The organism is Priestia sp. USM5 (assembly GCF_058323215.1).
In genome coordinates this window covers 1-26,155 of sequence record NZ_JBSGKN010000004.1, presented here as the reverse complement: position 1 = coordinate 26,155, position 26,155 = coordinate 1, and the positions used below count along the sequence as shown (strand labels likewise).

At 33.5% G+C, this 26,155-nt stretch carries 24 protein-coding genes and 1 riboswitch; of the genes, 13 read left to right on the top strand and 11 right to left on the bottom strand.

Going from position 1 to position 26,155, the window contains the following annotated elements; translation table 11 throughout:
- The 3 genes from efeO (at position 1) to ACWATA_RS26315 (ending at position 2,718) form a co-directional block, all read left to right on the top strand.
- Entirely contained in the window at positions 1-1,182 is a 1,182-nt protein-coding gene (gene efeO / locus ACWATA_RS26325; protein ID WP_473050423.1) for an iron uptake system protein EfeO, read from the top strand.
- A gap of 57 nt (positions 1,183-1,239) precedes the next feature.
- Positions 1,240-2,442: an iron uptake transporter deferrochelatase/peroxidase subunit gene (gene efeB / locus ACWATA_RS26320; protein ID WP_473050455.1), complete on the top strand. Its 1,203-nt coding sequence runs from the start codon at positions 1,240-1,242 to the stop codon at positions 2,440-2,442.
- Positions 2,443-2,514: 72 nt separating this feature from the next.
- Positions 2,515-2,718 (top strand): twin-arginine translocase TatA/TatE family subunit, encoded by a 204-nt coding sequence (locus ACWATA_RS26315; protein WP_473050454.1) that lies wholly within the window; start codon positions 2,515-2,517, stop codon positions 2,716-2,718.
- 662 nt (positions 2,719-3,380) lie between these two features.
- Here the strand turns inward: ACWATA_RS26315 and ACWATA_RS26310 are convergent.
- From ACWATA_RS26310 to ACWATA_RS26295, 4 genes are all read right to left on the bottom strand, one after another.
- Positions 3,381-4,763, bottom strand: a complete 1,383-nt coding sequence (locus tag ACWATA_RS26310) for an LVIVD repeat-containing protein (RefSeq protein ID WP_473050422.1) — start codon at positions 4,761-4,763, stop codon at positions 3,381-3,383.
- Positions 4,764-4,869: 106 nt separating this feature from the next.
- A riboswitch (SAM riboswitch) is annotated at positions 4,870-4,986 on the bottom strand.
- Positions 4,987-5,794: 808 nt separating this feature from the next.
- Complete coding sequence (locus ACWATA_RS26305; RefSeq protein WP_473050421.1) at positions 5,795-6,808, bottom strand: hypothetical protein; 1,014 nt, start codon at positions 6,806-6,808, stop codon at positions 5,795-5,797.
- Complete coding sequence (locus ACWATA_RS26300) at positions 6,809-7,549, bottom strand: hypothetical protein (protein WP_473050420.1); 741 nt, start codon at positions 7,547-7,549, stop codon at positions 6,809-6,811. It lies immediately after the preceding gene.
- Positions 7,546-8,076 carry a hypothetical protein gene (locus ACWATA_RS26295; protein WP_473050419.1) on the bottom strand — a complete coding sequence of 177 codons (531 nt, stop codon included), beginning with the start codon at positions 8,074-8,076 and terminating at the stop codon, positions 7,546-7,548. The genes ACWATA_RS26300 and ACWATA_RS26295 overlap by 4 nt, the downstream gene beginning before the upstream one ends.
- Before the next feature lie 1,198 nt (positions 8,077-9,274).
- Between ACWATA_RS26295 and ltrA the strand changes: the two genes are divergently transcribed.
- The 6 genes from ltrA to ACWATA_RS26265 all read left to right on the top strand — a co-directional run bounded on the left by ltrA (position 9,275) and on the right by ACWATA_RS26265 (position 15,004).
- On the top strand, positions 9,275-11,236 hold the full coding sequence (gene ltrA, locus ACWATA_RS26290) for a group II intron reverse transcriptase/maturase (protein ID WP_182029190.1): 1,962 nt from the start codon (positions 9,275-9,277) through the stop codon (positions 11,234-11,236).
- Between the two features lie 118 nt (positions 11,237-11,354).
- Positions 11,355-12,605 carry a Y-family DNA polymerase gene (locus tag ACWATA_RS26285; RefSeq protein ID WP_473050418.1) on the top strand — a complete coding sequence of 417 codons (1,251 nt, stop codon included), beginning with the start codon at positions 11,355-11,357 and terminating at the stop codon, positions 12,603-12,605.
- Positions 12,606-12,624: 19 nt separating this feature from the next.
- Positions 12,625-12,960 (top strand): YolD-like family protein, encoded by a 336-nt coding sequence (locus ACWATA_RS26280; protein ID WP_473050417.1) that lies wholly within the window; start codon positions 12,625-12,627, stop codon positions 12,958-12,960.
- A gap of 63 nt (positions 12,961-13,023) precedes the next feature.
- A complete protein-coding gene (locus tag ACWATA_RS26275) occupies positions 13,024-13,200 on the top strand; it encodes a DUF8096 family protein (RefSeq protein ID WP_473050416.1) in 177 nt (58 codons plus the stop codon).
- Positions 13,201-13,550: 350 nt separating this feature from the next.
- Positions 13,551-14,519: an FTR1 family iron permease gene (locus ACWATA_RS26270; protein ID WP_473050415.1), complete on the top strand. Its 969-nt coding sequence runs from the start codon at positions 13,551-13,553 to the stop codon at positions 14,517-14,519.
- 155 nt (positions 14,520-14,674) lie between these two features.
- The gene (locus tag ACWATA_RS26265; protein WP_473050414.1) at positions 14,675-15,004 is read left to right on the top strand and encodes a four-helix bundle copper-binding protein; all 330 of its coding nucleotides are present in this window, start codon (positions 14,675-14,677) and stop codon (positions 15,002-15,004) included.
- 280 nt (positions 15,005-15,284) lie between these two features.
- Here the strand turns inward: ACWATA_RS26265 and ACWATA_RS26260 are convergent, their stop codons facing one another.
- From ACWATA_RS26260 to ACWATA_RS26250, 3 genes are all read right to left on the bottom strand, one after another.
- The gene (locus tag ACWATA_RS26260) at positions 15,285-15,524 is read right to left on the bottom strand and encodes a hypothetical protein (protein WP_241771335.1); all 240 of its coding nucleotides are present in this window, start codon (positions 15,522-15,524) and stop codon (positions 15,285-15,287) included.
- A gap of 114 nt (positions 15,525-15,638) precedes the next feature.
- Entirely contained in the window at positions 15,639-16,493 is an 855-nt protein-coding gene (locus ACWATA_RS26255) for a M56 family metallopeptidase (RefSeq protein WP_473050413.1), read from the bottom strand.
- A complete protein-coding gene (locus ACWATA_RS26250) occupies positions 16,493-16,897 on the bottom strand; it encodes a BlaI/MecI/CopY family transcriptional regulator (RefSeq protein ID WP_233335328.1) in 405 nt (134 codons plus the stop codon). The genes ACWATA_RS26255 and ACWATA_RS26250 overlap by 1 nt, the downstream gene beginning before the upstream one ends.
- A 202-nt stretch (positions 16,898-17,099) precedes the next feature.
- Here ACWATA_RS26250 and ACWATA_RS26245 point away from each other — a divergent pair, with 202 nt between their 5' ends.
- Together ACWATA_RS26245 and ACWATA_RS26240 are read left to right on the top strand one after the other, a co-directional pair.
- Positions 17,100-17,471 (top strand): four-helix bundle copper-binding protein, encoded by a 372-nt coding sequence (locus tag ACWATA_RS26245; RefSeq protein ID WP_473050412.1) that lies wholly within the window; start codon positions 17,100-17,102, stop codon positions 17,469-17,471.
- A gap of 647 nt (positions 17,472-18,118) precedes the next feature.
- Complete coding sequence (locus tag ACWATA_RS26240) at positions 18,119-18,589, top strand: hypothetical protein (protein WP_473050411.1); 471 nt, start codon at positions 18,119-18,121, stop codon at positions 18,587-18,589.
- A gap of 344 nt (positions 18,590-18,933) precedes the next feature.
- On the opposite strand, the gene ACWATA_RS26235 is transcribed toward ACWATA_RS26240, so the two are convergent.
- Positions 18,934-19,524, bottom strand: coding sequence for a YdhK family protein (locus tag ACWATA_RS26235; protein ID WP_473050410.1), 591 nt, complete (start codon positions 19,522-19,524; stop codon positions 18,934-18,936).
- Positions 19,525-20,024: 500 nt separating this feature from the next.
- Between ACWATA_RS26235 and ACWATA_RS26230 the strand changes: the two genes are divergently transcribed.
- Both ACWATA_RS26230 and ACWATA_RS26225 read left to right on the top strand, forming a co-directional pair.
- Positions 20,025-20,354: a four-helix bundle copper-binding protein gene (locus ACWATA_RS26230; RefSeq protein ID WP_043976944.1), complete on the top strand. Its 330-nt coding sequence runs from the start codon at positions 20,025-20,027 to the stop codon at positions 20,352-20,354.
- A 158-nt stretch (positions 20,355-20,512) separates the two neighbouring features.
- Entirely contained in the window at positions 20,513-20,929 is a 417-nt protein-coding gene (locus ACWATA_RS26225) for a BlaI/MecI/CopY family transcriptional regulator (protein ID WP_473050409.1), read from the top strand.
- A gap of 113 nt (positions 20,930-21,042) precedes the next feature.
- Here the strand turns inward: ACWATA_RS26225 and ACWATA_RS26220 are convergent, their stop codons facing one another.
- The 3 genes from ACWATA_RS26220 to ACWATA_RS26210 all read right to left on the bottom strand — a co-directional run bounded on the left by ACWATA_RS26220 (position 21,043) and on the right by ACWATA_RS26210 (position 26,058).
- On the bottom strand, positions 21,043-21,612 hold the full coding sequence (locus ACWATA_RS26220) for a hypothetical protein (protein WP_473050408.1): 570 nt from the start codon (positions 21,610-21,612) through the stop codon (positions 21,043-21,045).
- 75 nt (positions 21,613-21,687) lie between these two features.
- Positions 21,688-23,856 (bottom strand): peptidoglycan D,D-transpeptidase FtsI family protein, encoded by a 2,169-nt coding sequence (locus ACWATA_RS26215; protein ID WP_473050407.1) that lies wholly within the window; start codon positions 23,854-23,856, stop codon positions 21,688-21,690.
- A gap of 951 nt (positions 23,857-24,807) precedes the next feature.
- Positions 24,808-26,058 (bottom strand): type II restriction enzyme NmeDI-related protein, encoded by a 1,251-nt coding sequence (locus tag ACWATA_RS26210; RefSeq protein ID WP_473050406.1) that lies wholly within the window; start codon positions 26,056-26,058, stop codon positions 24,808-24,810.
- Between the last annotated feature and the right edge of the window lie 97 nt (positions 26,059-26,155).

The following is a 26,155-nucleotide window of genomic DNA, read 5'->3' as shown; positions in this document are numbered from 1 at the left end:
ATGTTCTTATCTAAAAAAATTACTTACACTGCACTTACCTTATCTTTACTAACTGTACCAGCTTTAGGTGCATGCAGTAATTCGACAACTTCTAGTGCTAAGGATGATACGAAACAAGCAGCTAGTCAAGGGAAGGAAAGTAAACAAGATACTTTAAAAAGTAACGTAAAGAAGATGCAAACTACGCTTAATAAACTGCAGAGTGGTTTAGAAAAAGAGGATCAAAAACAAATTAAGAAATATGGGAAAGAGCTCTATAATCAGTGGTTATCTTATGAAAATGACATTCGTGAGAAATACCCACTTTTATACACAGATACAGAAAAATATATCCTTCCACTGTCTACTGAAATAGAAAAAAGCTCAATCGATCAGAAAAAGGTGCAAGAACTAAGTGTTCAGCTAGATCGTTCGTTGGAAAATCTAAAAAATGCGAAAGAAACAGCGACAAAGACATCAGAAGCATTGAAAAAAGCTGTTAATAATTACAAAACGTATGTAAATGACCAAACAGAACAGTTAGTAAAAACGACTACGACCTTTACAGATGCTGTGAAGGCAGGAGATCTGGAAAAGGCGAAAGCTTCTTATGCAGAAGCTCGTGTATATTATGAGCGTATTGAACCAATTGCTGAAAGTTTTGGTGACTTAGATCCAAAAATTGATGCTCGTGAAGGTGATGTTGACACTTCAGAATGGGGAGGATTCCATCGTATTGAAAAAGCAATGTGGAAAGACTCTTCTTTAGAAGGAATGGATCAATATGCAACTCAACTAAATAAAGATGTACAGGATCTACAGCAAAGAGTAAAAGAAGTTAAATTAGAACCTACACACGTAGTCGCTGGTTCAATGGAACTGTTAAATGAAGCTGCTATTTCAAAAGTGACTGGAGAAGAGGAAAGATACTCTCATATTGATCTAGTAGATTTAGCTTCAAATGTAGAAGGTTCTCTAGCTGTCTATCATGCTGTTCTGCCAATTCTGAATGAAAAAAGTCCAGATCTTTCAGAGCAATTAGATAAAGAATTTAATCAACTAACAGCTACCTTAGGGAAATATCAAAAAGATGGAACGTATCTCCCGTACACAGAATTAACGAAGGAACAGATTCGGGAACTGAGTCAACAGTTAAACACATTATCGGAATCTATGGCCCAAACAGCTGAGATATTTCAATAAAAAAGGAGAATGAACGTGAAAGAATCGAAGAAGCCCAAACAATACACGCGTCGTGATATGTTAAAAATGTCAGTATTAACGGGTGTGGGTGTTGCGGTAAGCACAAGTAGTATCGGCGTTTTAGCTAATATGGCTAATGGGCTAGGAAATTCAAGCGAGAAAGCCTCAAGCAATCCTGTAGATGATTCTATTATTTCTTTTAATGGAAAAAATCAAGCAGGAATTGTAACGCCTCAGCAAACATATGCTTATGTAGCTGCTTTTGATTTACTAACAGATCAAAAAGATAAAGTTATAGATCTTTTCAAAAAATGGACGGTGTTGAGTCAATCTATGACTCAGGGAGAAGTTAGTAAAGACAATAATAATGATTGGCTTCCACCAAAAGATACAGGAGAAGCAAAAGATTTAACTCCTTCTAAATTAACCTTAACATTTGGCTTTGGTCCTTCTTTCTTTTCTAAGAATGGAGAGGATCGTTTTGGTTTAGCTGATAAGAAGCCGAAGCACCTTAAAGATATTCCAGCAATGCCAAGAGATGATTTGCAAGAGCCTTTTATAGGAGGAGACATTTCTGTACAAGTTTGTGCAGATGATCAACAAGTGGCATTTCACGCTGTACGCAACCTTATTAAATCAGCAGTAGGCGTAGCAGAAGTAAAATGGATGCAATCTGGTTTTATTAGTGCTCCGGATGAGAAAACGCCTCGGAATTTATTTGGATTTAAAGATGGTACGGCGAATGTTTCTTCTAACGATTCTGAATCTCATAATCGAATTATTTGGGCGAATAATTCAGAGCCAACATGGATGCAGGGTGGAACTTATATGGCTTTTAGAAAAATCCAGATGTTTTTAGAAGTATGGGATCGATCATCTCTTAAAGATCAAGAAGACACGTTTGGTCGAAAAAAAGATAGTGGGGCTCCTTACGGCAAAGTAAAAGAACACGATAAAGTAAGCCTTATGCAAATGCCTCCTACTTCTCATACAGCTTTGGCAAAGGGAACGAGACAAGAGATTTATAGAAGAGCGTATTCTTATACAGATGGGGTAGATCCTAAAACAGGAAATATAAATGCAGGACTTATGTTTATTAGTTATCAAAAGAATCCTGACACACAATTTATACCAATGCTTAAGGTATTATCTCAGCAGGATAAATTAAATGAGTATACGAAACATATAGGTAGTGCAATATTTGCTTGTGCTCGCGGAATCCGTAAAGGAGAGTACATTGCACAGTCTTTGTTAGAATAGGTTCATAAGAATTTTATCAGGTTAGATATCAGTTTTTTAGTACTGTTATAGATAGGAAATGAGGTGATTATAATGGTAGGACCTGGAAGTGCAATTTTAATAGGGATAACAGCATTAATTATATTTGGTCCCAAAAGGCTACCTGAGTTAGGACGCTCCGCCGGTAAAACACTTCGTGAATTTAAAAATGCAACCCAAGGAATTATGGAGGACCATGATAAAGAGGATAAAAAATCATTAAAAAATGAAGTGAAAGAGGACAAAACACCTCTTTAATAAATTGAGATATGTTATTTTCTGATAAATACAGAGCCAAGTTCTTTATTTGTAAAGAACTTGGCTCTTAAGTAATTTCAAATAGGGATGCTAGTTAACATAAGGGATTTTATAGGTAGTCATAACACAAAATGAGAAACATAAAATTCAATAAGGAACTATCAGCCTGATCTTTCCTCAAGAAAAAACAATCCAACTCCCACGGATTGTTTTTTCTCTTTTTATCTTTTTAATGGTATGACGGATAATTAATAATATTTTTAGCAAACTACCCAAGACGCCGTGAGGCATCATAAAATAGCTCTCCATTCCTTACGAGGATAGAAAAACTACTGATTAGGCCCAGTGGTTTTTCTGCTTTTATGTTGTATAGAATATACAAGGTTAGTTAACATAATCACTCTTTCCGGTACACACGAAAAAAGAGAACCCTTGGGGGGCAAGGATTCTCAAGGGAGTCCTCTTGCTCTTTTATGCAGCTTTTTATACATCGTTGATACAACAACTTTTCTAAGACAACAAACTCTTCAAAGGGAGAAGTCTGCCCAAAATCAAAAGGAATTCATCCATCAGCTGTTGGACTAGTTGCTTAAAACCAGGGATCACTAGAAATCTTTTGCTTTTTATATTTTCTTCAAGTATTTGCACTAGAACCAGTTTACTTACTTATTATTTTTCTGTAAAACTTTTAAGCCTGAGCCCATGTCAGATGCAAGAACGTAGTTTTGATCTACGAAAACTCCCCAAATGTTCGCATTTGCAGGAACATATTTGCCAATCTGAACAGGTTTACTCGGATTCGAAATATCCACAGCTCTCACTCCACCTGCATAGTGAGAAAGATACAATGTATTTCCTTGTACTTTTGGATCGTGGACTGTTTTACCAAACGTAACTTGTTTATTCGGATCTTCTGAAATATTTTCTGTAAGATCTGTTTTAAATTCACTCAATAGTATTGGATTTGTTTTATCTTTAATGTCAAAGATTCTTGTGTAACCATAAGATTTTTCGTAACCTGGTTTTATTGGCGCATATACTTCTCTTGTTTCAACAAGTACCGTGCCGCCTTTTGCAAGTGCAACCGAGTGTGCTGAACCTTGTTGATTAGATGCGAAAGTTGTCCTTCCCTCAAACTTCACGTTTTCGGGATTTGAGATATCTAAAATGATTGTTCCAAGATCCCAGAAAGAAAGGAAAGCTGTTTTTCCTGTTTCATCCGCATATGCACTATGGTTGAATACAGGTCGTTTCTTGCCGTCTGGCGCGTTCCAGTTATATCCGTCAAAGTTTTCACTTACTTCTGGCAGTGAACGTGGATCAAACTCATAAAGTTTCTTTGGCTCAGCTGGATTTGTCACATCAACAAGCTGAAAGTCCTTCTCTTTTCCATGAGAATAGTAGTCTGCGTAAGGGTTCGCAGCAAGAACCAATATGCGGTTTCCTTGCGTCGTTAAGTATAATTCATGTGTTCCTTTTGTTTTCTTTGTTACTTCATAGAACCCTAACTTCTTAGGGTCATATGGATTGGTTACGTCGTATAAAAGAAATCCACCCTTAGAATTCGGATTTTTAACGTCTAGTTGCTGAACAGATACAACAGCTAAATCTCCTTTAAAAGATTTTGTATTTACCGTTTTAACGATTACTTTTTCCTGCCAAGTTCCAGGAATATCTTGATCTGCGAAAACGGCAACCTCTTTAGGATTGGTTGGGTCTTTTAAGTCAAACACTCGAACTCCACCGTTTCCTCCTCCAGAAGTATGTGTCCCTGTGTAAGCAAATCCTTTATGTGCATACACGTCAGCTGTGCTGTTCTTGACACCTTCTCTAATTTCTTTCAATGGTACAGCTGCGGCTTCGTGCAAATACTTTAAATTCTTACTTCCTTCTGTGACAGGAACAGAGCTGATCTCATCTGGGTTACGCTGTCCTTTTTCAATGCTGATGTCTCCAAGTTCATCGTGCGCATATGCAACTGGTAATATAGATGAAACTGTTAATCCCGTAACTAGCGCAGTACTTAACAAAAGTTTTCTTTTCATTAAAATTCCTCCTTGGATTTACTTGATAGAAACTCTACAAGAGGCAGAATACAAAAAGCCTTCTGAACTCATAAAGAGACAGAAGGCTTCCGAAAAATCCGATTTCCTCTCATCTCTCAGCGTGAACACTGTTAGATTTAGCACCGTTTTCCTACTGTCTATTTAGTACGAATGGTTGCCGGGTTTCATAGGGATAATTTCCTCCACCTGCTCTTAATAATAGTATTCCTATCAAATTACTTTGTATTATTACAATGATTTCATGTAATGTCAATATATTTTTTAAACTTTACTTATTGGTATGCTTGAAGACGAGTAGCGAACGGTTGAAGGGGCGTGTGGCCAACGGTGATCAAAGAGAACTGCTAACCAAACTGGCAGCAAACAAGCCGTAGTGTTAGAAGGCGTTATAGGCTAAGGGCGCCTATCGGAAGGAATACGCTCTTTTCACGTCTAAGTATTCATTAGAAAAACAAGCTAGTGTCCTATCAAGGGATTAGTTGATCTTTATTACTCATCGAAATAATGAAAATTACAATATTAATTATATATGTAATCACTTACAAAGTGGATTGAAATAATTGAATATTCTGTTCAGTGATATTAGGTTCGGCATGAAAAATTCTTATAAATAGCTTAAAAAATTAAATAATTAGAAAGAGACTTTATATGGTAAAGTATTGGACCAAATTCAAATAAAAGTCCGCAAAAGTATACGTTTACGGACTGTTGTTTTATATAAGGAATCTATCATTTTTACCGTCCGTTTAAGTCGTGAATTAAATCACGAACGTCTCCTGAAAATCACATACTTTTACGAACGTTTTTAGTAGCATAATAGGAATATAAATGTAAATTTATTATAAAGTGGAAAAAGGAAGTTTTGGATAAATACGTGTAAGTAGTCGAGATTAAAATGAAGGTCGTCAACTTCAATCGAGGACAGTAAGGGCTGTTATCAGTAATGGTTGTTGAATTTTTAAAAAAGACTCCCGCAGTAAATATGTACTAGCAGAAGTCCTAAGTATTAACTAAGCTTGTTCAAGTGAGTCTTCTAGCAAAAATGACTCAAGATCTTTTAATAAGATATTATTTTTTTCCACAATTGATTTAATTACATCAATTCCGATTTTCTTTGAGAATTTGGGATTGTCTTCTTTGATAAAGCTATCTGATTCATTCATATACAATTGTTTTAATTTAAGGATTAAGTAACCGTATAAATATAATAATAAAAAAACAACATTATCAGTACATTCCATTATTCTTAATTTAAAAGATAAACTACAGTTTATTACAATGGTGGATTTTTCATTAATCATACAAGTAATATCTATATCCGTGTCTCTAACTCTTAGTGTGATCTTTTTAAGTTCTCCACCATTGCTTATAAATGCTTTAGTCGCTATTAGTTCTGTTGTCTGGTAAGATTCTCCTGTAAAAACATTAGCGTCATCAGATATATTCCCTACAAAACCACTAATATTTTCTAATTTGGTAATTTCATTTAATGTTCCATTTCGTTCAGTATAAACATAGAATAACCAATTAAATATATCAGGATTAAGTAAGTATTCGGGGTTTTTTTGCGAAATATTTTCTTTACCAATAAGCTTTTTAAATCTACTAATGTTGTAATCATTTGAAGTAATAATAAGTACATATACTTTATTTTCTTTTTCAAAAAATAATGACTCTACATCTAGATCATTTACTCTTTCAGCTTTTGGTAGAAATTTTCCATTACTATCTTTTTTCCTTTTCTTTGTGTACTCCAAATTAGCAATTGCCTTTTGATATGAAATAATTTCTCCTGTAAAATTATCATTACCATTAATCTTGGGTACTTTTATTTCTTCTAATTCACCTATCTCTTTCCAAGAATAATTAAAATATTTCTCGGCTTCATGCATACTAGCAACCTGTTTTTCATCTTTCTTCACATGAGGTAATAACTCGCTATGTTGCCTACTAAAAACTTTATCTAAAGAAGATAAGCAATTAATATTATTTAATAAAAATATATTTGAGTATACTTTTGACATTTATTTACCTCCTTCACATTCAATATTTAACTCTTTCATATTAGAATCACATAAAGCACTACTAATTCTATTTCCCATAGCTGAAGTAACCTTAAAATCTATATATGCAGTGTCTCTTTTAACACGTTTGGGAAGAATAACTATACTTTCTGTCATTATATAAGGTTTCATAGAAAGTCCTCCTAAACGATAGTTATCTAAAACATTAATACAAATTGCCTGATTCTCATTAATTCTAGTACTTGCACTGTCATTGAACCATTCTTGATCGTTTACTAAAGTAACATCAATTATCTGAGGATTAAAGAAAATTTCTATCTGCAATTTTAACAGTTTAAATATTAAAATTGATATTTTACCAGCTGGGATAATTTTTAGTTCAATTTCAATTTGTTTTTCTTCGTACTCCCCGCCTGAAGGTTTAAATTTGATTGATTCTGTATTTCTATTATTTGTTCTAAAATTAATCTCCACTGTCAATCGCGCAAAATAGCTTTTAATAATCCATAATAATGCTTTGTAGAGTAATCCTAGTAATTCTTGTAAAATTGCAATTGCAGCAGCAATTATAGCGCTCAGAATAACTTTTTGTACGGTGGGATCAGAATACCCATGTTGATTTAGAAAATCATATACGATATTTTTATTATTTGAGGAAACAATAGCAGTAAAAAGTGTGACTACAAAAGTTACAATGATTTTTATAGTTTTGTTTATAAAATCGGAAATCGTTTTTTTCATATGTCAATGACCTTAAGTCCAAAATTTAGAGTGTCAATAAATTTTAGTAACTTTTGATATTCAGAATCAGTTAGCCCATTATCAAAGCCAATTACCCCATTTTTCTGAAGAACTATTGTTCTATTAGTATTATTTGTCTTATATGTAACTTCCTTTATATTAAAGTCATGTCTACTGACTATATCTTCAACGCTCTCCAAGGATAATTCCTCATATTCCTCCAAATACATGTTTTTGTCATCTTCAACAAACAAGCAGGATACCATTTTCATGTTGAAAAAATCGCTTAAATTTAACATAGCGAGGAATTTTTGATTTGTAACAAATAACTGTTGGATAGCTCTGCTTGTATATTCTTTAAATATCGTATTATTATCAAGCAACTGATTATAGGTGTCAGGATTATATTTTATTGCAAAGGAATTCTTATTATTTCCAGTAATATAATCGTAATTTTGTATATCAAGTAAGTTACAAAAAGTGTCTTCATTTATTTTCCTTTGTCTTAATATCTTATAAAATTGCACACCATCCCTCCTCACTTTCATATTATTTTTTCCTTAATTATGTACTAATATTACATATAGGAAAATATAGGAATTGAAAAGAGTTAACTAGTAGAAAAACTTTAATCTTGGCTATGTGAAACTAACTGGACAAGTATGTATTCTTTTCTAAGAATGCCTCGATTATGACCTATTATGAGGGATAGAAGCTTGTCCACAACCTCCATTAATCCTCGTTCACCTTGATTACTACTCTCTATTTTACAGTTAATATAAGGTAAATAATACGACTTTTTTCATATATTATAAAAAAAGTGAGTAGCTTGCTATCACTCTCTTTTGTTTAGGACGAAGTAATAGTAATAATCGGGAAAAGGGATGATATTCCAATGGATTATGGGCAGCTACCAAACAGAGTCATTATTTGCATCGACATGAAGAGTTTTTTTGGTGCGAGACGTTAATTTCAAAAGTTAGGCTAATAACCTAACGGGGAGAGATTGATCTCAATGGATTCTAAATTTAGATTACAAGAGGTATAACTTTTTCAGTGACAGAAGGAATGATTGGGTAACGCCTTGAAACTTCTGCGGTAATATGCCCTAACCTCAAGTCGCAGCAACGGCTTGGGCAACCATAGCTGGGTGACATATGCATGAAAGTAACCCGAAGTGCCTTTCTATAGGTAACCGAAAGCCAAAGGGAATAATAAACCCGATGGAACTGGACGAGTAATGTATGCCGTCGATTATATAAGGTGAGAATGTGACAAACCACTGACGAACTCGCGAATGTACGCTTCGATAACTTTACGGCTTAGAAATGAGTCGGGTCTGAAAAGATGACTTGGTTTAAGGAAACAAAGGTAATCGAAAATGCCCTAATTCTTACACTGTTATAGGCAGTGGAGCAAACCACGGAGTAGAGTGAGCACCTAAGTACAATCATTGATAACTGAAAAGGAACGTCGGAAGCTACCAACGTATAGTGTGAAATAGAACTAGGCAGGCATGTCGAGTTAGTTGGGGAAATTCCGTAAGGATATAACCCTCTTTAATGGTAGATGAAAGTAGTGGCACGACCAATGAAGGTTATGTAATAGAACTGGAGGAACAGCCACAAGGCAATAACTAAGGTTAAAATATGATTTCACTAAATCCTAGCGTGGATTCTGGTAGGACTAAAAAGGTCACTGAATTTTAAAGGACGGTGACAAACCATGAATAAACACTCAGTGGGAAAAAGGCTCAAAGACAAGAATATTCGAAACTCAGAATACTACAGTATGACAGAGACCTTCGATAACTTGTATCAAAGGGCAAAGAACAAAGAAAACTTTCGACAACTAATGAAAATAATCGTTTCTGAGAAAAATATCCTACTAGCCTATCGAAATATTAAGCGAAATAAAGGAAGTAGAACACCATCAGTCGATAAAATCACCATTAAAACTGTCGAAAAAATGTCCCAAGAAAGTTTTGTTAAGTCTGTTAAAAGGCGATTTAGAAATTACACACCAGGTAAAGTTAGGCGAAAGGAAATCCCAAAACTAAACGGGAAAACCAGACCTCTTGGCATACCCTCTTTTTGGGATAGAGTTATCCAACAATGTATCTTGCAAGTTCTGGAACCGATATGTGAAGCACACTTTTGCCCTAGGAGCTATGGATTCAGACCTAATCGGTCTGCCGAACAAGCTATTGCAGATTCAGTTAGAAAGATTAATCGGCAAGATTTAACTTTCGTTATAGATGTTGATATTAAAGGATTCTTCGATGAAGTAAACCACGTAAAGCTAATGCGACAATTATGGACATTGGGAATACGAGATAAACAACTGTTAGTAATTATACGAAAGATACTCAAAGCCCCAATCATAATGACTGATGGTTCAACTGTATATCCTACAAAAGGAACACCGCAAGGTGGAATTTTAAGTCCACTACTTGCCAATATCAATCTGAATGAATTTGATTGGTGGATAAGCCGACAGTGGGAAACGTTCGTGGTAAAAGAGGTGACGCCCAAGCTAACAAAGCAAGGAGCTCAAAACCGTTCACACGAGAATGTCGAACTTAAAAAAACCAGACTAAAACCAATGTACATAGTGAGATATGCAGATGACTTCAAAATATTTACGAATATAAGAAGCAACGCCGAAAAGATTTACAAAGCGTGTAAAAGATGGCTCGAGGAAAGATTGAAACTTCCTATCTCTGAAGAAAAGTCCAAAGTGACGAACCTAAAAAGGGAAAGAAGCGAATTTCTTGGCTTTACCTTAAAGGCGACTAAGAAAGGTAAGCGCCTTTCCACGGGAAAAACCAAATACGTGGCAGAGACGCATGTATCACCAAAAGCTATCAAAATTCAAATAGCTAAATTAACAGACCAAATCAAAAAGTTACAAAAATCAGCAAGCCATCAAGAGATAATTAGGAATATTGGAAAGTACAACAGTATGGTGATTGGAGCGCACAACTACTATTGTATTGCCACCCATGTAAGTCGAGATTTCCATTGGCCAGGAAGAAACTTAACTAGGAAAATGTACAATCGTCTTCCGAGAGGTAGCAAAGCAGACACCTTCGGTTTCTCAAGGGTAGGTAAATATGTTGGTAAAGATAAAGGAATTATTCCCTATCTCGGATCAAAAACCATAAGGTTTTACATGAAAAAACCAATTCTTCCTTTTGCGTATGTTCTGCATAAGAATCCTATGAGTAAACGTATAGCTATTAATAAATACACATCAGAAGGACGCAAACTAATCCATAAAGGACTGGAAAACGTGACCGAAGCAGAATTAAGGTGGCTAAGGGAACATCCAGTAATTAATGACAGAGCAACAATTGAGTTCAATGATAATCGAATCTCCCTATTCGTTGCACAAAACGGAAGGTGTGGAGTTATGAATGAAAAACTTGAACTGACGGACATACATTGTCATCACAAACGATTATGGAGCGAAACGCAGGACGACAATTACGCAAATCTTATTCTCGTAAAATCAGAAATTCACAAGCTGATACATCTAACTAATGAACCTCTGGCAAAAAAGCTAGTGGACAAACTAAAAATGACAGATAAACAAATAGAGAAATTAAATAAACTGCGATTTCTTGTGGGAAACAATTTAATCTGTACTAACAAAACTTACTATGAACAACTAACTTTGTTCTAATAAACTAAACCAATGAAATGTTTATGACTTAGTAGAAATCAAACTTAGGAATTGCTGGAGCGCCGTGTGAGGTGAAAGTCTCACGCACGGTGTGGAACGGGGGAAAGCCCAAAAGAGAATGGAATCATACCAGATTTTACACTTAGTAGGCTACCTATCGTTATCTTCGGTTTCCTCAGTCATACGAGGGTTAAATCCTTTGAAAACAAGGCTTGCGGTTGTAGGAGATGTCAAACGGTCGGGATCTGTTGTATTAGCTGCCACACCATTATTAAAGAAAGAAGGGATTAAGACAGGAAGTCGCCTCTTTGAAATTCCTAAAAGGAAAGATATCCATGTTGTGAATCCATCTATGGAGAGATATATCAAGGCTTCGAACTATATTTCTAGTTTGGTGTTACAGTATGTGGCTCCTGAGGACTTTCATGCGTATAGCATTGATGAGTTGTTTATTGATGCGACAGCTTCTTTGCACTTATTTGCTCGAACACCAGAGGAGCTAGCCCATCGAATACGTAATGAGATCTATCGCAAAACAAGACTGACAGCTACCGCAGGAATCGGTCCTAATCTCTTGCTGACTAAAGTCAGCTTAGATCATGAAGCGAAGCATAGCCCAACAGGGGTTGCTTATTGGCGGTATGAGGATATTCCCTTTAAGTTATGGTCGATTCATCCAATGAAGGATTTCTGGGGGATCTCGTCAGCTACAGAAAGACGCTTAAACGGTTTAGGCATCTATACCATAAAAGAACTCGCTCTTTCTTCTAAGGAGATGTTACAAAAGGAATTTGGCATCATGGGAGAGGAAATTCACCAACATGCGAATGGGATTGATTTTAGTCGAATTTCAGATGTGTACATCCCTAGTTCCCGTTCCTTTGGGAAAAGTCAGATTCTCTTTCGAGATTATACAAGCCGAAAAGAAGTTAAATTATTACTATTGGAGCTATTGGACGATGTTTGTTTTCGTTTACGTATGCATCAAGTAGTGGCACAAACGATCCATTTATCGATTGGCTACAGCAAACAAACAGGTGGAGGATTCTCTAGACAAAAGAAAATGGGGCGAGCTTCGAACTTAAGCCAAGATATTTTCCCTTATTGTTTAACCATTTTACATAATTTTGATAATGGAATGCCGATTCGCTCCATTGGGATTTCGTTATCCAATACGAGCATTGAAGAAGAGGAGCAAATGAGCTTATTTGAGGATATCGATCAGCGTGAAAGAGCCTACGCTCTTGCCAAAACGATTGATGAAATTCGTATACGTTATGGCAAGAATAGTGTTCTACGGGCTTCAAGCTATCTGGATCACTCAACAGCTCGTTATCGAAACGGCCTTATAGGAGGTCATAAATCATAGCATAAAGGAGTAAGATATCATGCATCACGATAGAAAAATGAAAAAATGGCGCCCATTTGCGAGTATGCCCGAGCAATACATAGGATTGCAGGAAGTCATAAACAAACAATTAGAAGTACCGAAACCTCTTTTAACAGAAGAGCAAATGGAACAAATTAATTTCACCTTGATTGAAGCCTTACATACAAATAAACAAGTTTATCTTACATACTACAAAAAGGGACAATGTATTACAGAAAAGGGATTCATCCGATTTGTTGATTCCCTGGGGAATTTGTTTGTTTTTATCGATGAAGTATTTGAATTAAAAAACAAAATGAAGTTAAGTGAACTAATTGATGTTCGTTTTACATAAAATAATTTCACCTTTAATTTTTGTGGTAATCTAATAAAAGTCAATTAGAAAAGAGTGATCAACATGGAAGTGAAACAGCAGCAAGAAATAGATCGTGATAAAGTATATGACTACGCTGAATATCCAGATAAGGTAAGTGGACGCTGCGACAACTGCAATTCAGCTTACTTCAAAAGTTCCGTAAAAGGTGGCGTTTTCTTGCGTGAATGCAGGCAATGTGGAATGAAGAAAAGCATCTAAGTATAAATGAGTACATAGTGTAAAGAGAAGGGATTTCCCTTCTCTTTTTTTAATTCTTGAACAGTTAGGAGGATTAAATTTTTTTAATCTTATTTTAATTATATTTTAATGCTATTTAAGCCTTTGGAATTATATTTTTTTTAGAAAAATATTAAAACGAAAATAAATAAGTCTAAAAACCTAATTCAAATATTAATTATATGAGCAATTCAACTTACTCAATTAAGTAATCTTAGAGTGGCTGGATAAAGAGGCTAAATTGACTTAATGACTTAATAAGATTACACTCTATTCAGTTATTATTTGATAAGGATTATCATTATCATTATATGTCTGAGGAGTGAATCTCATTGGCAAAGAAAATTTTTAATCTTAAAACTGTTCTTATTGCTATTTCATTATTAATATTAGTTGGGGTTGTAGTATGGCAAGGAATTAACTATCAGGGTAATCCTGATCCTACTGCGAAAAACTTAACACCAGGTGCTGCTATATTAAATACGGCTATTCTTGTTTTTCGCGAAGGGTTAGAAGCTATTTTAGTATTATCAGCAATTATCTCTGGTTTGGTACGTAAAAAACAAGATAACTACTGGAAACCAATATCTGCTGGAGCAGGAGTTTCCTTTATAGCTACTCTTGCTACATGGTTTATTGTTGTAGCAATTATCTCTTCTGTTAGTGCATCAGAGCTTGATATTCAAGCATTTACAGGAATTTTAGCTGTAGTTGTTTTACTAATTATTATGAACTGGTTCTTTCATAAGATTTATTGGACTGGTTGGATCCAACTTCACAATCGAAAAAAACAACAATTGACTGGAAAGAAAACAGAAGCTGTAGAAAAAAGTGCATTTTGGTCTCTGTTTATACTTGGTCTTACATCCGTTTATCGCGAAGGGTTTGAAGTGGTTCTTTTCCTTCAAAACTTACGATTAAAAGTCGGTTCCGATATAGTTCTGCAGGGAACCTTGATTGGATTAGCGCTAACATTAGTAGTAGGTGTTCTTACGTTCTTAGCTCAACGTCGCCTTCCTCATAAGAAAATGTTAGTATTTACAGGTGTTCTTTTAGTTGTAGTTCTAGCTGTAATGGTAGGAGAAACTGTACAAGAGATGCAGTTAGCAGGATGGATGAGCACGACCACGATTAATGTTCATTTTTCTGATTGGGCAGGCGTATGGTTCTGTATATTCCCAACAGTAGAAACATTATCTTTCCAAGCTTTAGCTGTTATCTATGTAGTAGGCTCTTATTTTGCTGCTCGTTATGTAACAAAGAAAAAAGCCATGAAAAAGAAATTAGCACAAACAGCATAATGTTTGATAAATATAAAGAAAGAGCAAACCCCTAGGTTTGTTCTTTTTCTTTTATCTAGATAACTTTAAAAAAAAAATATACCCTATTATGGTTTAATCTATTAAGCATTAGTCTAATGTAATAAAGAAAGCAAATTTAAAGGAGGAACTCTTGTATGTCTCATGAAAATTATCAATCGGTTATTCAAACATTACATGAATGTATGACTGCATGTAATCATTGCTATGATGCATGTTTGAAAGAAGAAGATGTAAAAATGATGGTGGACTGTATTCGTCTTGATCGTGAGTGTGCAGATATCTGTGCTTATTTAGAACAAGCTTTAGGAAGGGGAACTCCATTTGTTTCTGAATTAGCTCAAGTATGTGCTCAAATTTGTGAAGCATGTGGAAATGAGTGCAAAAAACATAATCATGAACACTGCCAAAAGTGTGCAGATGCTTGCTTGAAATGTGCTGAAGAATGTAGAAGATTAGCAGCATAAACAGGTTGCACTTATAAAAGGAGAATGGCCAATAGCTATTCCTCCTTTTTATGTTTAAATTTTCGATTGTGTAGGGACATCTCTAAAAAGGTCTAAGTTAGACTAAGCGTTATAAGATAATTACAATTATATTGAAGTTTTTTACAAGCCCATTTGTTAAGTTATTTATTATCAATCTTTGTATAAAATAAAAAGCCAACTTTTAAAGGTCGGCTTTCTTGTCTTAGATTAGTAGTATTATGATTTTTAAAATTTATAATAGATTTTTATACTGAAATTTTCATTTTTTCATGTCTTTCATCATCTTCATGCAATCTTTTTTGCTCATACCTTTCATCATTTCCATACAATCTTCTTTACTCATATTTTTCATCATTTCCATACAATCTTTCTTACTCATTGTCATACAATCCTCTTCGTTCATCGTTTTATGTACCGTCGGACTAGCTGCAAAAACTGTTCCTCCAACTGCCATTAATGCAACAAAAGATAAACCAGCAACTGCTTTTTTAATTTTCATGTTTTTCTCCTACCTTATATGGAATAGAGATGGGATATATGAAAATACCATCTACTACACAATTGTAGTAGATGATGAAAACGGAGTCAATGTATTACTACAAAGTAGTAGTATTTATAAAATCATAAAAGATATATTCTGCCACATAAATGACACACATCCTGTTATCACCGTAATCAAAATAAAATGTAGAACCGATATTATCCATTCTTTTTTATTCAGAGAAGGCACTGTATGTGTCCCTGTTAAAAGAAATTCAATACGAGCATCTTGAAAATCATTATTTTGAAAATGAGCTGTTGAAAAAGACAGAGGTGTAGCATAAGTCATTAATTTATATAACGCTGATACCACTGGTTTTAGCCCAACTTGTTCAATTGCAAAGTTATCTGCAGCTAACTCCTTCTGAGTTACATAATTTTTCAATATTTTTTGAGATATAGGTAAGAAAAAGAATAGACGTGCTAAACATTTACATACTGACAACTTAAAGGGATCCTTGTTTTTATAATGGCAATATTCATGTTCTAATACAGCCTCTACTTCATCCGGCTCTAAGATCTGAATAAGACCTGTGCTTATGACAATTTGAGGGTGAATAAAACCATACGTAAAAGCTACAGGTTGTTGATCTTCAATAACATGAATTTGTATTAAATACTTTTGTTCAAAAGTTTCCATCTCTGAAGACAAAAAGCCTTTCGTTTTATAAGGTATGAGAGTAGAAAGAAATTGTTTGGTTTTTTGAACAATTCTTATAAAAGAAACGACAAATAGTATACATATAACTAATAGTAGAATAGACAACAGCTCAAATACTTGTACCCATGAATGACTATTGCAACACATAAGCATACTGTCCCAAAAGCTTTGGCTTTTATCCTGATAGGCAAAAAAACATAGGGAAAATGAACTTATAATGCTAACTAAACATACAATGTAGATGCTATATAGACGAGATAAGAGCATTACAATTTTTCACCTTTCTCTAGATTATGAATGAGCTGTTTCAGTTTATTGAGCTGATCTGGATTATGACCAACAGCATCTACAAACTGTGCAATAGCAATATCACCATAATTTCCAAGAAGTTGTTCTACCTTCTTAGATGAAGTCTGTTGAACTAGCTCATCCTGATTATAACAAGCTTTATATTGGTATCCCTTTCCTACTTTATTACGTGTAAGAATTTTCTTTTTATCTAAACGATTCATAATCGTCATGATGGTTGTATAAGCATACTCATTTTGTTTATTTAACTCTGCTAGAACTTCCTGAACGTTTGCTTCTTTCTTAGACCAAAGGATTTTCATTACTTCTAATTCAAGGGGTCCTAAGATATTTGATAACAATTCATTAGAGGTTTCACTCATATGTTACTTTCACCGCCTTCGATTTACAAATCTTTATGTTTTAAAGTATAAAAGAAACACACTTAGATGTGAAACAAGAATTCTAGGAGAAAAGAGTAAATTAATCAGAAAGATTTTTCGAATTAGCGCTTGTTTTTGTTAGACTTTTTACCTTCATTGAATCAGGAGGATTCTATTGATAAGGATAAATACATAAAATATCATGTTAAATTTCCTAAATAGGAGGACTAACCCCATGATGGATGTAACTATGTTTCAAAATATGTTAAAAATGCTTCAAAACTGTGTGACAATGTGCGAACAGACAATAAATTTCGCTATGCATAGCCCTGATGTACACGCCAGATTTCAACAAATCCAATTACTTAGAGATTGTTGCGATATTTGTATATTATGTATGCAATTAGTATCACGCAACAGCAGGTCTATGAGAAATGCTTGCAAATTCTGTGCTTATGCTTGTGAGGTCTGTGCCTACGAATGTTCACGGTTTTCTGACCAACAATCACAGATGTGTGCTCAAATGTGTTTAGACTGTGCCAGAGAGTGTCGCACCATGGCAAGTGTCAGTTAAATAACATCCCTATAAGGTTTATGAATATATATAACATATATTTGTATTTAACATAACGACTATTATAGAAACTAAAGATGCTAAAGAACACTTAAGGCAAAAGAGTTCTTTAGCACGACATAAAAGTATAATGTTCGGAATAGAAAACAGGAATTATGAAAGTGAGAATTGTGTTATTAGCTCGTGCTGTTCTTTTATAGAGAATTTATTTACACATAAATTCTAAGCCATATAATTATACAATATTATATAAGACTAACTAGGAGCGATCATAAATATGGCTACATTTATCTGTCAAGTATGCAATTCCGAATTCAAAAGCTATAGCAAAAATGCAAAGTATTGCTCTCAATCATGTAAGGGAGAAGCTTATATTAAACATCCAGTCAAAAAGTGCACAATCTGTGGAAAAGAATATAAACCAAGAAGAGCTATAAGTAAATTTTGTTCGCTTAAATGTTGTGCTGTAGAAAAGAAAATTAATAGTAAAGCTAATTCCTCGTCAGGCAAGTAAAAATTAGAAAAATGTTTTTTAAAAAGTATGATTTTGTCTAGCCAGAATCTGCTTTTTTTATTGAGAATATAGCACAAACTTTTAACTGAAAGTTGCATATTATATAGAAAATTATGATATAGAGGGGTTAACGATGGCTAGAATTCAGAACTTTCCTCAAAGTTTTCTCATTGAACATGATAGATGGCATAGGCAACATATGAATATGAGTCAATTACGTTCAGGTGATGGAATAGAATTTCTTTCATTTCACCGAGATTTTATACAAGAAGCTTTAGAATTTTATGATAACGAAGGGTTAAACCCAAGGTTAGTAGAACCTTGGCGTTCAATTCCTATCGCAATAAAAAGACATCCTGAATGGACCAGAGAACTTCAAAATGCTGAAAATCGAATTGTTAGAAACTTGTCATCCTTCAATTCGTCCGATGAGCTAGGACGCTTTTTACAAACCTCTTCTCTACATGATGCCATTCATGTCATAGGTAGTGATGTCTTTAATGAAAGTGATTTTGGACGAATTTCAAGAGCTCCACGAAGCACACTTTTTTATAATTGGCACGGGCTTATCAATAATTGGTGGAGACAGTTAGACGGTTTATAAGCTAAACAAAGGGATAGAGGATAATGATAAAAAACTGTCTGTATAAGAAACAGATAGTTTTTTAATTTTTCAAATGTGTGTGCTATACATATTTAGCTAAAATAATAGCTCTTACAGGAACCTTGCTTAAGATGTGTGTAAGAATGTAGAAAGTTAGCAGCATAATAAAATTTATAAGAAAACCCATGGAATTCATAAATTCCATGGGTTTGGTCTAAGCAATTTAACATCAGTACATTTTTGTTATATTAGCAATACGTAGTTTCGAATTTAAAAACTTATAATAACGGGCTATTCAGATAAGAAATACTTTTCACTTTGAATAGTGCTTCTTTGGTTAAACTTTATTCAGCAGAAAGTTCACTTTCTGTAAGCCACTGATGATTCGTTACTTTCTCTCCGCCAGTAGTAGGTGTGTAATCAACCATATAGACAGTAGTTTTTTCAGCTGAGTCGATTGTCGCTTTAGCACCCTTCATACCTTCCATATGGTCTGTTTCTAAAGTGACTTCAGTTCCGGGTTTTAATTCTTTATCACCAGCATCCTTAATTTCTTCTTGGATAACCCATTTATGATTTGTTACTTTTTCTCCCCCAGTAGTAGGTGTATAAGTAACAGTATAGACCGTTGTGTCATAAGCACCGACAATAGTTGCCTTAGCACCATCCATACCTTTCATATGGTCTGCATCAATAATTGCTTGACTTCCTACTTTAAACTTTGGATTTTCAGCTTCTTTTAGCCCTTCAGGAACTTCTCCCGAACCAGAATGATCCATTTCAGACATTTCAGACTCGTTCATTTTTGAATGATCCATTTCTGATTGGTTTGAATTATTCTCGTTTTTTGCTTTATTATCATCGTTTGAGTTATTTCCACATCCACTTAACCCTATAATGGTAGCTACTCCTAGAATAAAAAGTTGTTTCTTCATCTTAATCCCTCTTTTCTAGGCACTATACTTCATTTGTAAAATAATCCTACACTGTACATTAGGAGGTATAAACTTGAAGAAAATGCCTATTAATTTTGTTAATATCAATTTGTTTATTCTTAAATTAACCTAACTATATCAGTTTAAACCTATCCTAAAATTACCAATTATTCTATGTGATTTTTTAATGTCTTCTCATAGTGTAAATAAAATTTGTGCAGATTTTGTGCAGATTTATTGAAAATAATGAAAAATTATCTAAAAAAGATTCAAATAAATTTTTTATTAGTTTTACTTTCTTTTTCTTTATTGTCTTTCTCTTTTTTTATATAACTAACAGTAAGTAAGACATTCTTTGATGAGTTTATTATTTATATTTACACATTTATGAATGTAGTATAGACATTAAAAACAGATGAAAAATAGTAATTAGTATGTTTAACAATTAACATGTTCGTCTATTGTAATAAAGAAAGAGGATTTAAAGGAGGAATTTTAATATGTCACATGAAAATTATCAATCAATTATTAAAACGTTACATGAGTGTATGACAGCATGTAATCATTGTTATGATGCTTGTTTAAAGGAAGAGGATGTCAAAATGATGGTGGAATGTATTCGCTTAGATCGAGAATGTGCGGATATTTGTTCGTATTTGGAGCAGGCATTAGGAAGAGGAACACCATTTGTTTCCGAGTTAGCTGAAGCTTGTGCTAAAATTTGTGAAGCGTGCGGTAATGAGTGTCAAAATCATGACCATGACCACTGTAAAAAATGTGCAGAAGCTTGCTTAAAATGTGCAGAAGAGTGTAGAAGGCTAGTAGCATAATTATGTACTAAATAGTAAAAATTGTCTGTTTTTTTATTAAAAAGAGCTGTAGAGTAGAAAGGTATGTAAGATAAAACACGCATAACTTTTTAATTTAATGATGATTCTTGACTAAAAGAGCACTTAACACTACAATCTGTAGTGCGAGGTGTTCTTTAATGAAATTAAAAACATTTAAAATCCATGAAAAAGGGTTAAAACGTTTTTTTGGACCCCTTGAAGCAGAGATTATGTTAATTGTATGGAATGAAAACAATGTGACTATTAAAAAGGTGCAAACTTTGCTGAGAGGAAAAAAATCGATTCATTTTAGTACTATTATGACAGTAATGAATCGATTAGTTCAAAAAGAAATTTTACAGAAAAAACCTCAAGGAAAAGCGTTTGTGTATATATGTAGGTTTACAAAAGATGAGTTTTTTGAAATACAATTAAAACAATTAGTTTATGAACTTATTGATGAATTTGGTTCAAAGGTTATATATCATGCATTGGCCAGATTACAAGAAGTAGATATTCAACTTGTAAAAAAATTAGAACAAAAGGTAAAAGAAGTAAAGGAAGCGAGATTATAGACATGTGTACATTTAAAAAATGTCTATTAACCGGCAGAGAGTAAGATATAACAGAAAAGAAACATGCGACAAAATTAATTAGCTTTTTTGCATGTTTCTTTTAGAATAACTGATTAATTTTCTAGGACTTCACTGTCAATCAATCCCCAATGTTTTTGTAGCTTTCTATCTCCTTCATTTACAATTTTACCCTTAATTTTTATAATACTTCCCTCTTTAATAGACTTAATCATGTTAGAGTCTTTCATATCAGCTAAAAACATGAGAGGAAGCAGCTTTTTTTTATCTTGAAGAACTGCCAGATAGTTTTCTCCATCATAATCAATATCTGTGCTCAGAAGAAAAAGCGAGTTGGTTGTTTTGTCTATAACTCTCCCTTTCCAAGTTACCTCACTATCATATATAAGATCCTGAATATTTGATTTCTCCTCTGGTTTCAGAGCATAATACAACTCTGTGAATTTTTCAAAATTATTGTTGTGACTAATCATAGTAATTACTTTTTTCTGCGTTTTAGAGAAGTTCAGAGTATCATCAACTTCTAAATCCTTTTCCTTAGTAATTAATGAATTTTCTTTAGCCTTATAATTCAGTACGAAAAAACCTCCTTTAAATATATAACTTATAACTATAATAAGTGTAATAAGTAGAAGTAAAATCTTAGCACGCTTATTTATTTTCACTTGTTTAAGATCCTTCATAGTAAATTTAATTAAATTTAAAGTAAATGCTCAATTTTTCCCATGGCCAAACTTTTATTAGTTCTCATTTACAATAACTGCTTGTTGATTTCCTTCCTGAGTTTCTACTTCTTGTTCGCCTTTTTTCTTTAGATTAAAATAAGTATCCATAGCTGAACGAGCGAGTTCTTTTGTAATAGTATTCGTAGCACTCGGTATAAAAGCAGATGGAACCACTACTGCCATTGCAACCTCAGGATTTTCAGAAGGAGCATAAGCAATAAAAGTAGAATTATTTACTTCAACTACTTTTCCACTAACTGAATCTTTTGCATATGCTTGTGCTGTTCCTGATTTACCAGCAGGATTATATGATGCAGAACTAAAGAACGCATAGCCGGTGCCTCCTACTTCTTGAGTTACACGTTTAAAACCACTTTGAACATCTTTTATATACTCTTCTTTCATTGTAATGCGATTTAGCACCTCAGGTTCAAATGAATATTGCACTCCTCCAATTTCCTCTTCTTTAATTGTTGGAGTACGAATTTCTTTTACAATCTGTGGTTTGATACGATATCCTCCGTTTGCAATAGCTGAAGTATACTGAACGAGTTGCAATGGCGTATAAGTGTCATATTGTCCAATTCCTAAATCTAACGCAGTTCCTGGAATTTCACTTCCCCCCTGAACACCAGTAGATTCGTTATCTAATTCAATCCCTGTAGAAATACCTAAACCAAATTGACTATAGTATGAACGTAATTTACTAAAGGTATTAGCTTTAATTGGTAAAGAGCCGTTATATTGATATTTCACACCAGCCATTTCCATAATAGTTTTAAACATGAATACGTTGGAAGACTGTTTTAAAGCTGTTGAGTAATTAATTGGTCCCATGTTTTCTGCAGACTTTTTTAACTTTGTGCCGGCAAATTTAATAGGCTCATCAACAAAAATTGTATTTGGGGTAATGACCCCTGAATCTAAGCCAGCGAGAACTGTTGCCCCTTTTACAACTGAACCCATAGTATATGACGTTGATAAGTTGCCGAGCGCAAAATCTTCAATTTTAGGTTGCCCTGTTTGCTTATCAATTGTATACTTTTTCCCAGCCATTGTTAAAAGCTCACCGGTACGTGGGTTCATCATAATAACAAAGGCACGATCTAAAAACTTTGTGCCATTCATTTGTTTTTTCTGTAATAATTGCTTCGTAATTTGGTCCTCTACTGCTTTTTGAAGTTCCATATCAATTGTTAATACTAAATCACTGCCACGCTCCCCTTTTGATAGCTCGAGCGTGTTGACTAAATTTCCATTCTCATCCGTTACATACTGCACAATTTCTTTTTTTCCCTTTAGCTCCGTTTCATATTGTTTTTCTAAGTAGCTAGTCCCAACTTGGTCATTACGGTTATATCCTTGAGATAAATAATAATCGACTTTATCCTTAGGTAACCCTTCGTTTGCAGATGATACATTACCTAATAATGTGAGAAGAGTACCTTGGCTAGGATAATATCGTTCCCAATAAGTGACGGTATCTACTCCCGGCAACATTTCCAAGTTTTCACTGACTATGGCGTATTCCTTGTCTGTCAAATCACTTTTTACAATTTGCGGTGTTTGAGAATAACCAGCTTCCATTTGACGTTTTATGGCGATTATCTCTAAATCTCCTTTTAAACTTTCTAATTCTTGTTGTGTAATTCTACTTAGTTGAAGATTATATAATTCTAAGTCAGTCATAGAACCATTTTCTACTCTTTTTAAATCTATTTTATTAATTTTTTCTTTTGCTTTTTGTGGATGAATCATAATCCAATAATCTTTCATATCGCGCTCAGTTAATTTAACTACATCTTTCGTGCTTTCATATTTCTTATTCTCTGGGATGTCAAATACATTTGTGGTATATGGGACATCAATTACCCTGGCTAGTTTTTTAGCAGTTTTCAGCGTTTCTTCATCGTTACTCGCTTCAAATCGTGTATAAGTAATTGCATTTAGTGGTTTGTTATCAACGATTATTCGATTATAACGATCATACATCTTGCCACGAGGGACAGCTGTACTAACTGTTATATCTTCCGTTTTCTCTACTTCCCTTTGATAATTTTCACCATATACAATTTGAACGACCCCGAGTCTTAAAACTAATACTGAAAACAAAGCAAAAACTATTAAAAAAAGCATATTTAGCCGAAAAGAAACAGGTTTCTTTCTTTTATTTTTATTTTTCATATCCCCACCTACATTTTATAAAAATAATATTAGCTGGACGCAGAATTAAACATTGTATAAATAGACAATAATATGACAATGTTTCTATAGGTTGGACTAATTATTAAAATTGCTGTGGGAATTCTATTACTTATACACTTCGTTATAGATTCCCCTATTGTGTAATTATTCCATTTTAATAAACCTATATTTGTGAATTATAAAATTATTAAATAGCGAAAAAATAATGTTTAAATATAACATCTGCACATTTTAATCACTCCTTTTCATCATATGTCGAAATTATAGAGAAGAAATGTGGTGAAACTGTGTAGAAATTGAGGGGAAATTAGTTTTTTTAGAATTAAAGTGTATTAATCCTTTCTTAGTTAAATGTTTCGCTCTTTTATATAAAGAACTTACAATTAAATGCTTTAACTATATTTAATTGTAAGTTCTTATTTAAGCTTAGTAGAGTTTAAGATTATCCATTCAAAACTTTAATTTAGGGAGATATTAGGAGACTTTATATTAAGTTATTAAATCAATTGAATTATTTACCTTTTTGCATAGTTTTCACACATTTTTTATCTATACTTCTTTTATCTAAAAAGGGAATGAGTGAAAAGAACTAACTACTAATTTTAGAGGATCAATATAATTTAGATTGGAGTTAAGGAACACGATGAATATTAAGTAGGGATTTTATAAAGTGACATTATGCAAGGAGAGTATAAAAAAGAGGTTATGCTACGATGATTATTAGCGACAGATACGGAATGATAAGTGAAAATAAAAATACCACTAAATTTAGTGGTATTTTTATCCCAATATCGGTTTATAACTTCAGCTCAAATTAATTATCATAGTGCTAGTGGAAAGCATAAAACAAAGATGGACGGTAATTTATTATATCCCTGAATATATAATGCTCCAATATTTGATTATAAGTGCCCTAAATATCCAAAGAGGTTAGACACTTTTTGAAATTTTCTCCAACACAGTTAAGTCGTCTCCAAACTTGCACATGGCATCACAGTCACATCTTAAATCTTTAAATAATAGATATGAAAGTTCAAAAGACTCTAAATTTCTAAAAGAAGGCCTTAATAATTGTGCTTTAATTTCTTTTTCTCTCTTTTCAGGTGCTACTAAGTAAAAAGATGATGGTTCAGTTGCTATTGACAAGCATAAATCATGTAATCTTAAGATTCCGGAATAAATAGAGGTGCTTTTTTCCACCTCGAATCCACATACAATTTGATGATTTTCATTTATCCAAAGAACGTCGATAAGTGATACAGTATCATATACGTCTGCAGGAATATTAGATAATTTTAGGTCAGGAATAGAATACTCTCCCAATTTAATCCCTTCCCAAACTCTTTTATGGTCATTTCGAGCAATCCAAACTTTATAGCCTAAGGAGTTTCCTAATTTGGCAAGATAGTATTGCATTTCACTGTGAGTACTCTCTTCTGCGTCATCTAATTCAATTTGTTTATGTCTTTTATTTTTACTTTTATTTTTCTTTTCTGTAATTATTAAAGAAATATCTGCATTTTCTTCAATAATTAAACGATAGGTACCAATTTCAAATAGGAGTCCAGCGATTGCCCCTAAATCTTTTGAAAGTGAATCCTTATAGACTTCATTTTCAGCTAATATTCTTTCCCTTATTTCTAGGTATGCTTCCCATGAGCCTAATTTCTTCTTTTGATTGTATAGTAGATTAAAACCATTTAATATCGCTGTATTAAATGGGGGAAATAAAGTAGGATGTAGAAAATATAAAATATTTGCTACAGCTGGTCCTAATCCTTTTATTTTCATATTATCTAATTTCTTTATTTCTAAAATAATTTGATCTTCATTGTTAGTCTGAAGGCAAGCCTTTAAGAACCTACCAAAGGCCTTTTTATGAACCCCATTCTCGTAGATATCCGGTATTCTTAACTTTGGTTTCCAATAAAATGCATGAGAAGCTCCTTCAAACACTTGTTTTTGCTCTGATATGGCAGTGACAACTACCTCTAGGCTGGACCCTTTAAAATCATTCCCAAACTCATTATTTTCAATTTCATTAATAACGACAGACACCCCTTTTTTTATAGTGCGAAACGCTTTTAGTCTATCTTTGCTATTTAGAAACCATGAATGATAAACTGATTCTGTATCCTCTTTAAATTGATCAATAATTTTAATAAAATTAGGATCTCTCATATAGCTTTATTTCCCCTATCTCTGTGTCTATTATAATTAAAGTAATATATATATTTTATCATTTTTTTTTAATACTGATGCAAAAATGAGTACTTAC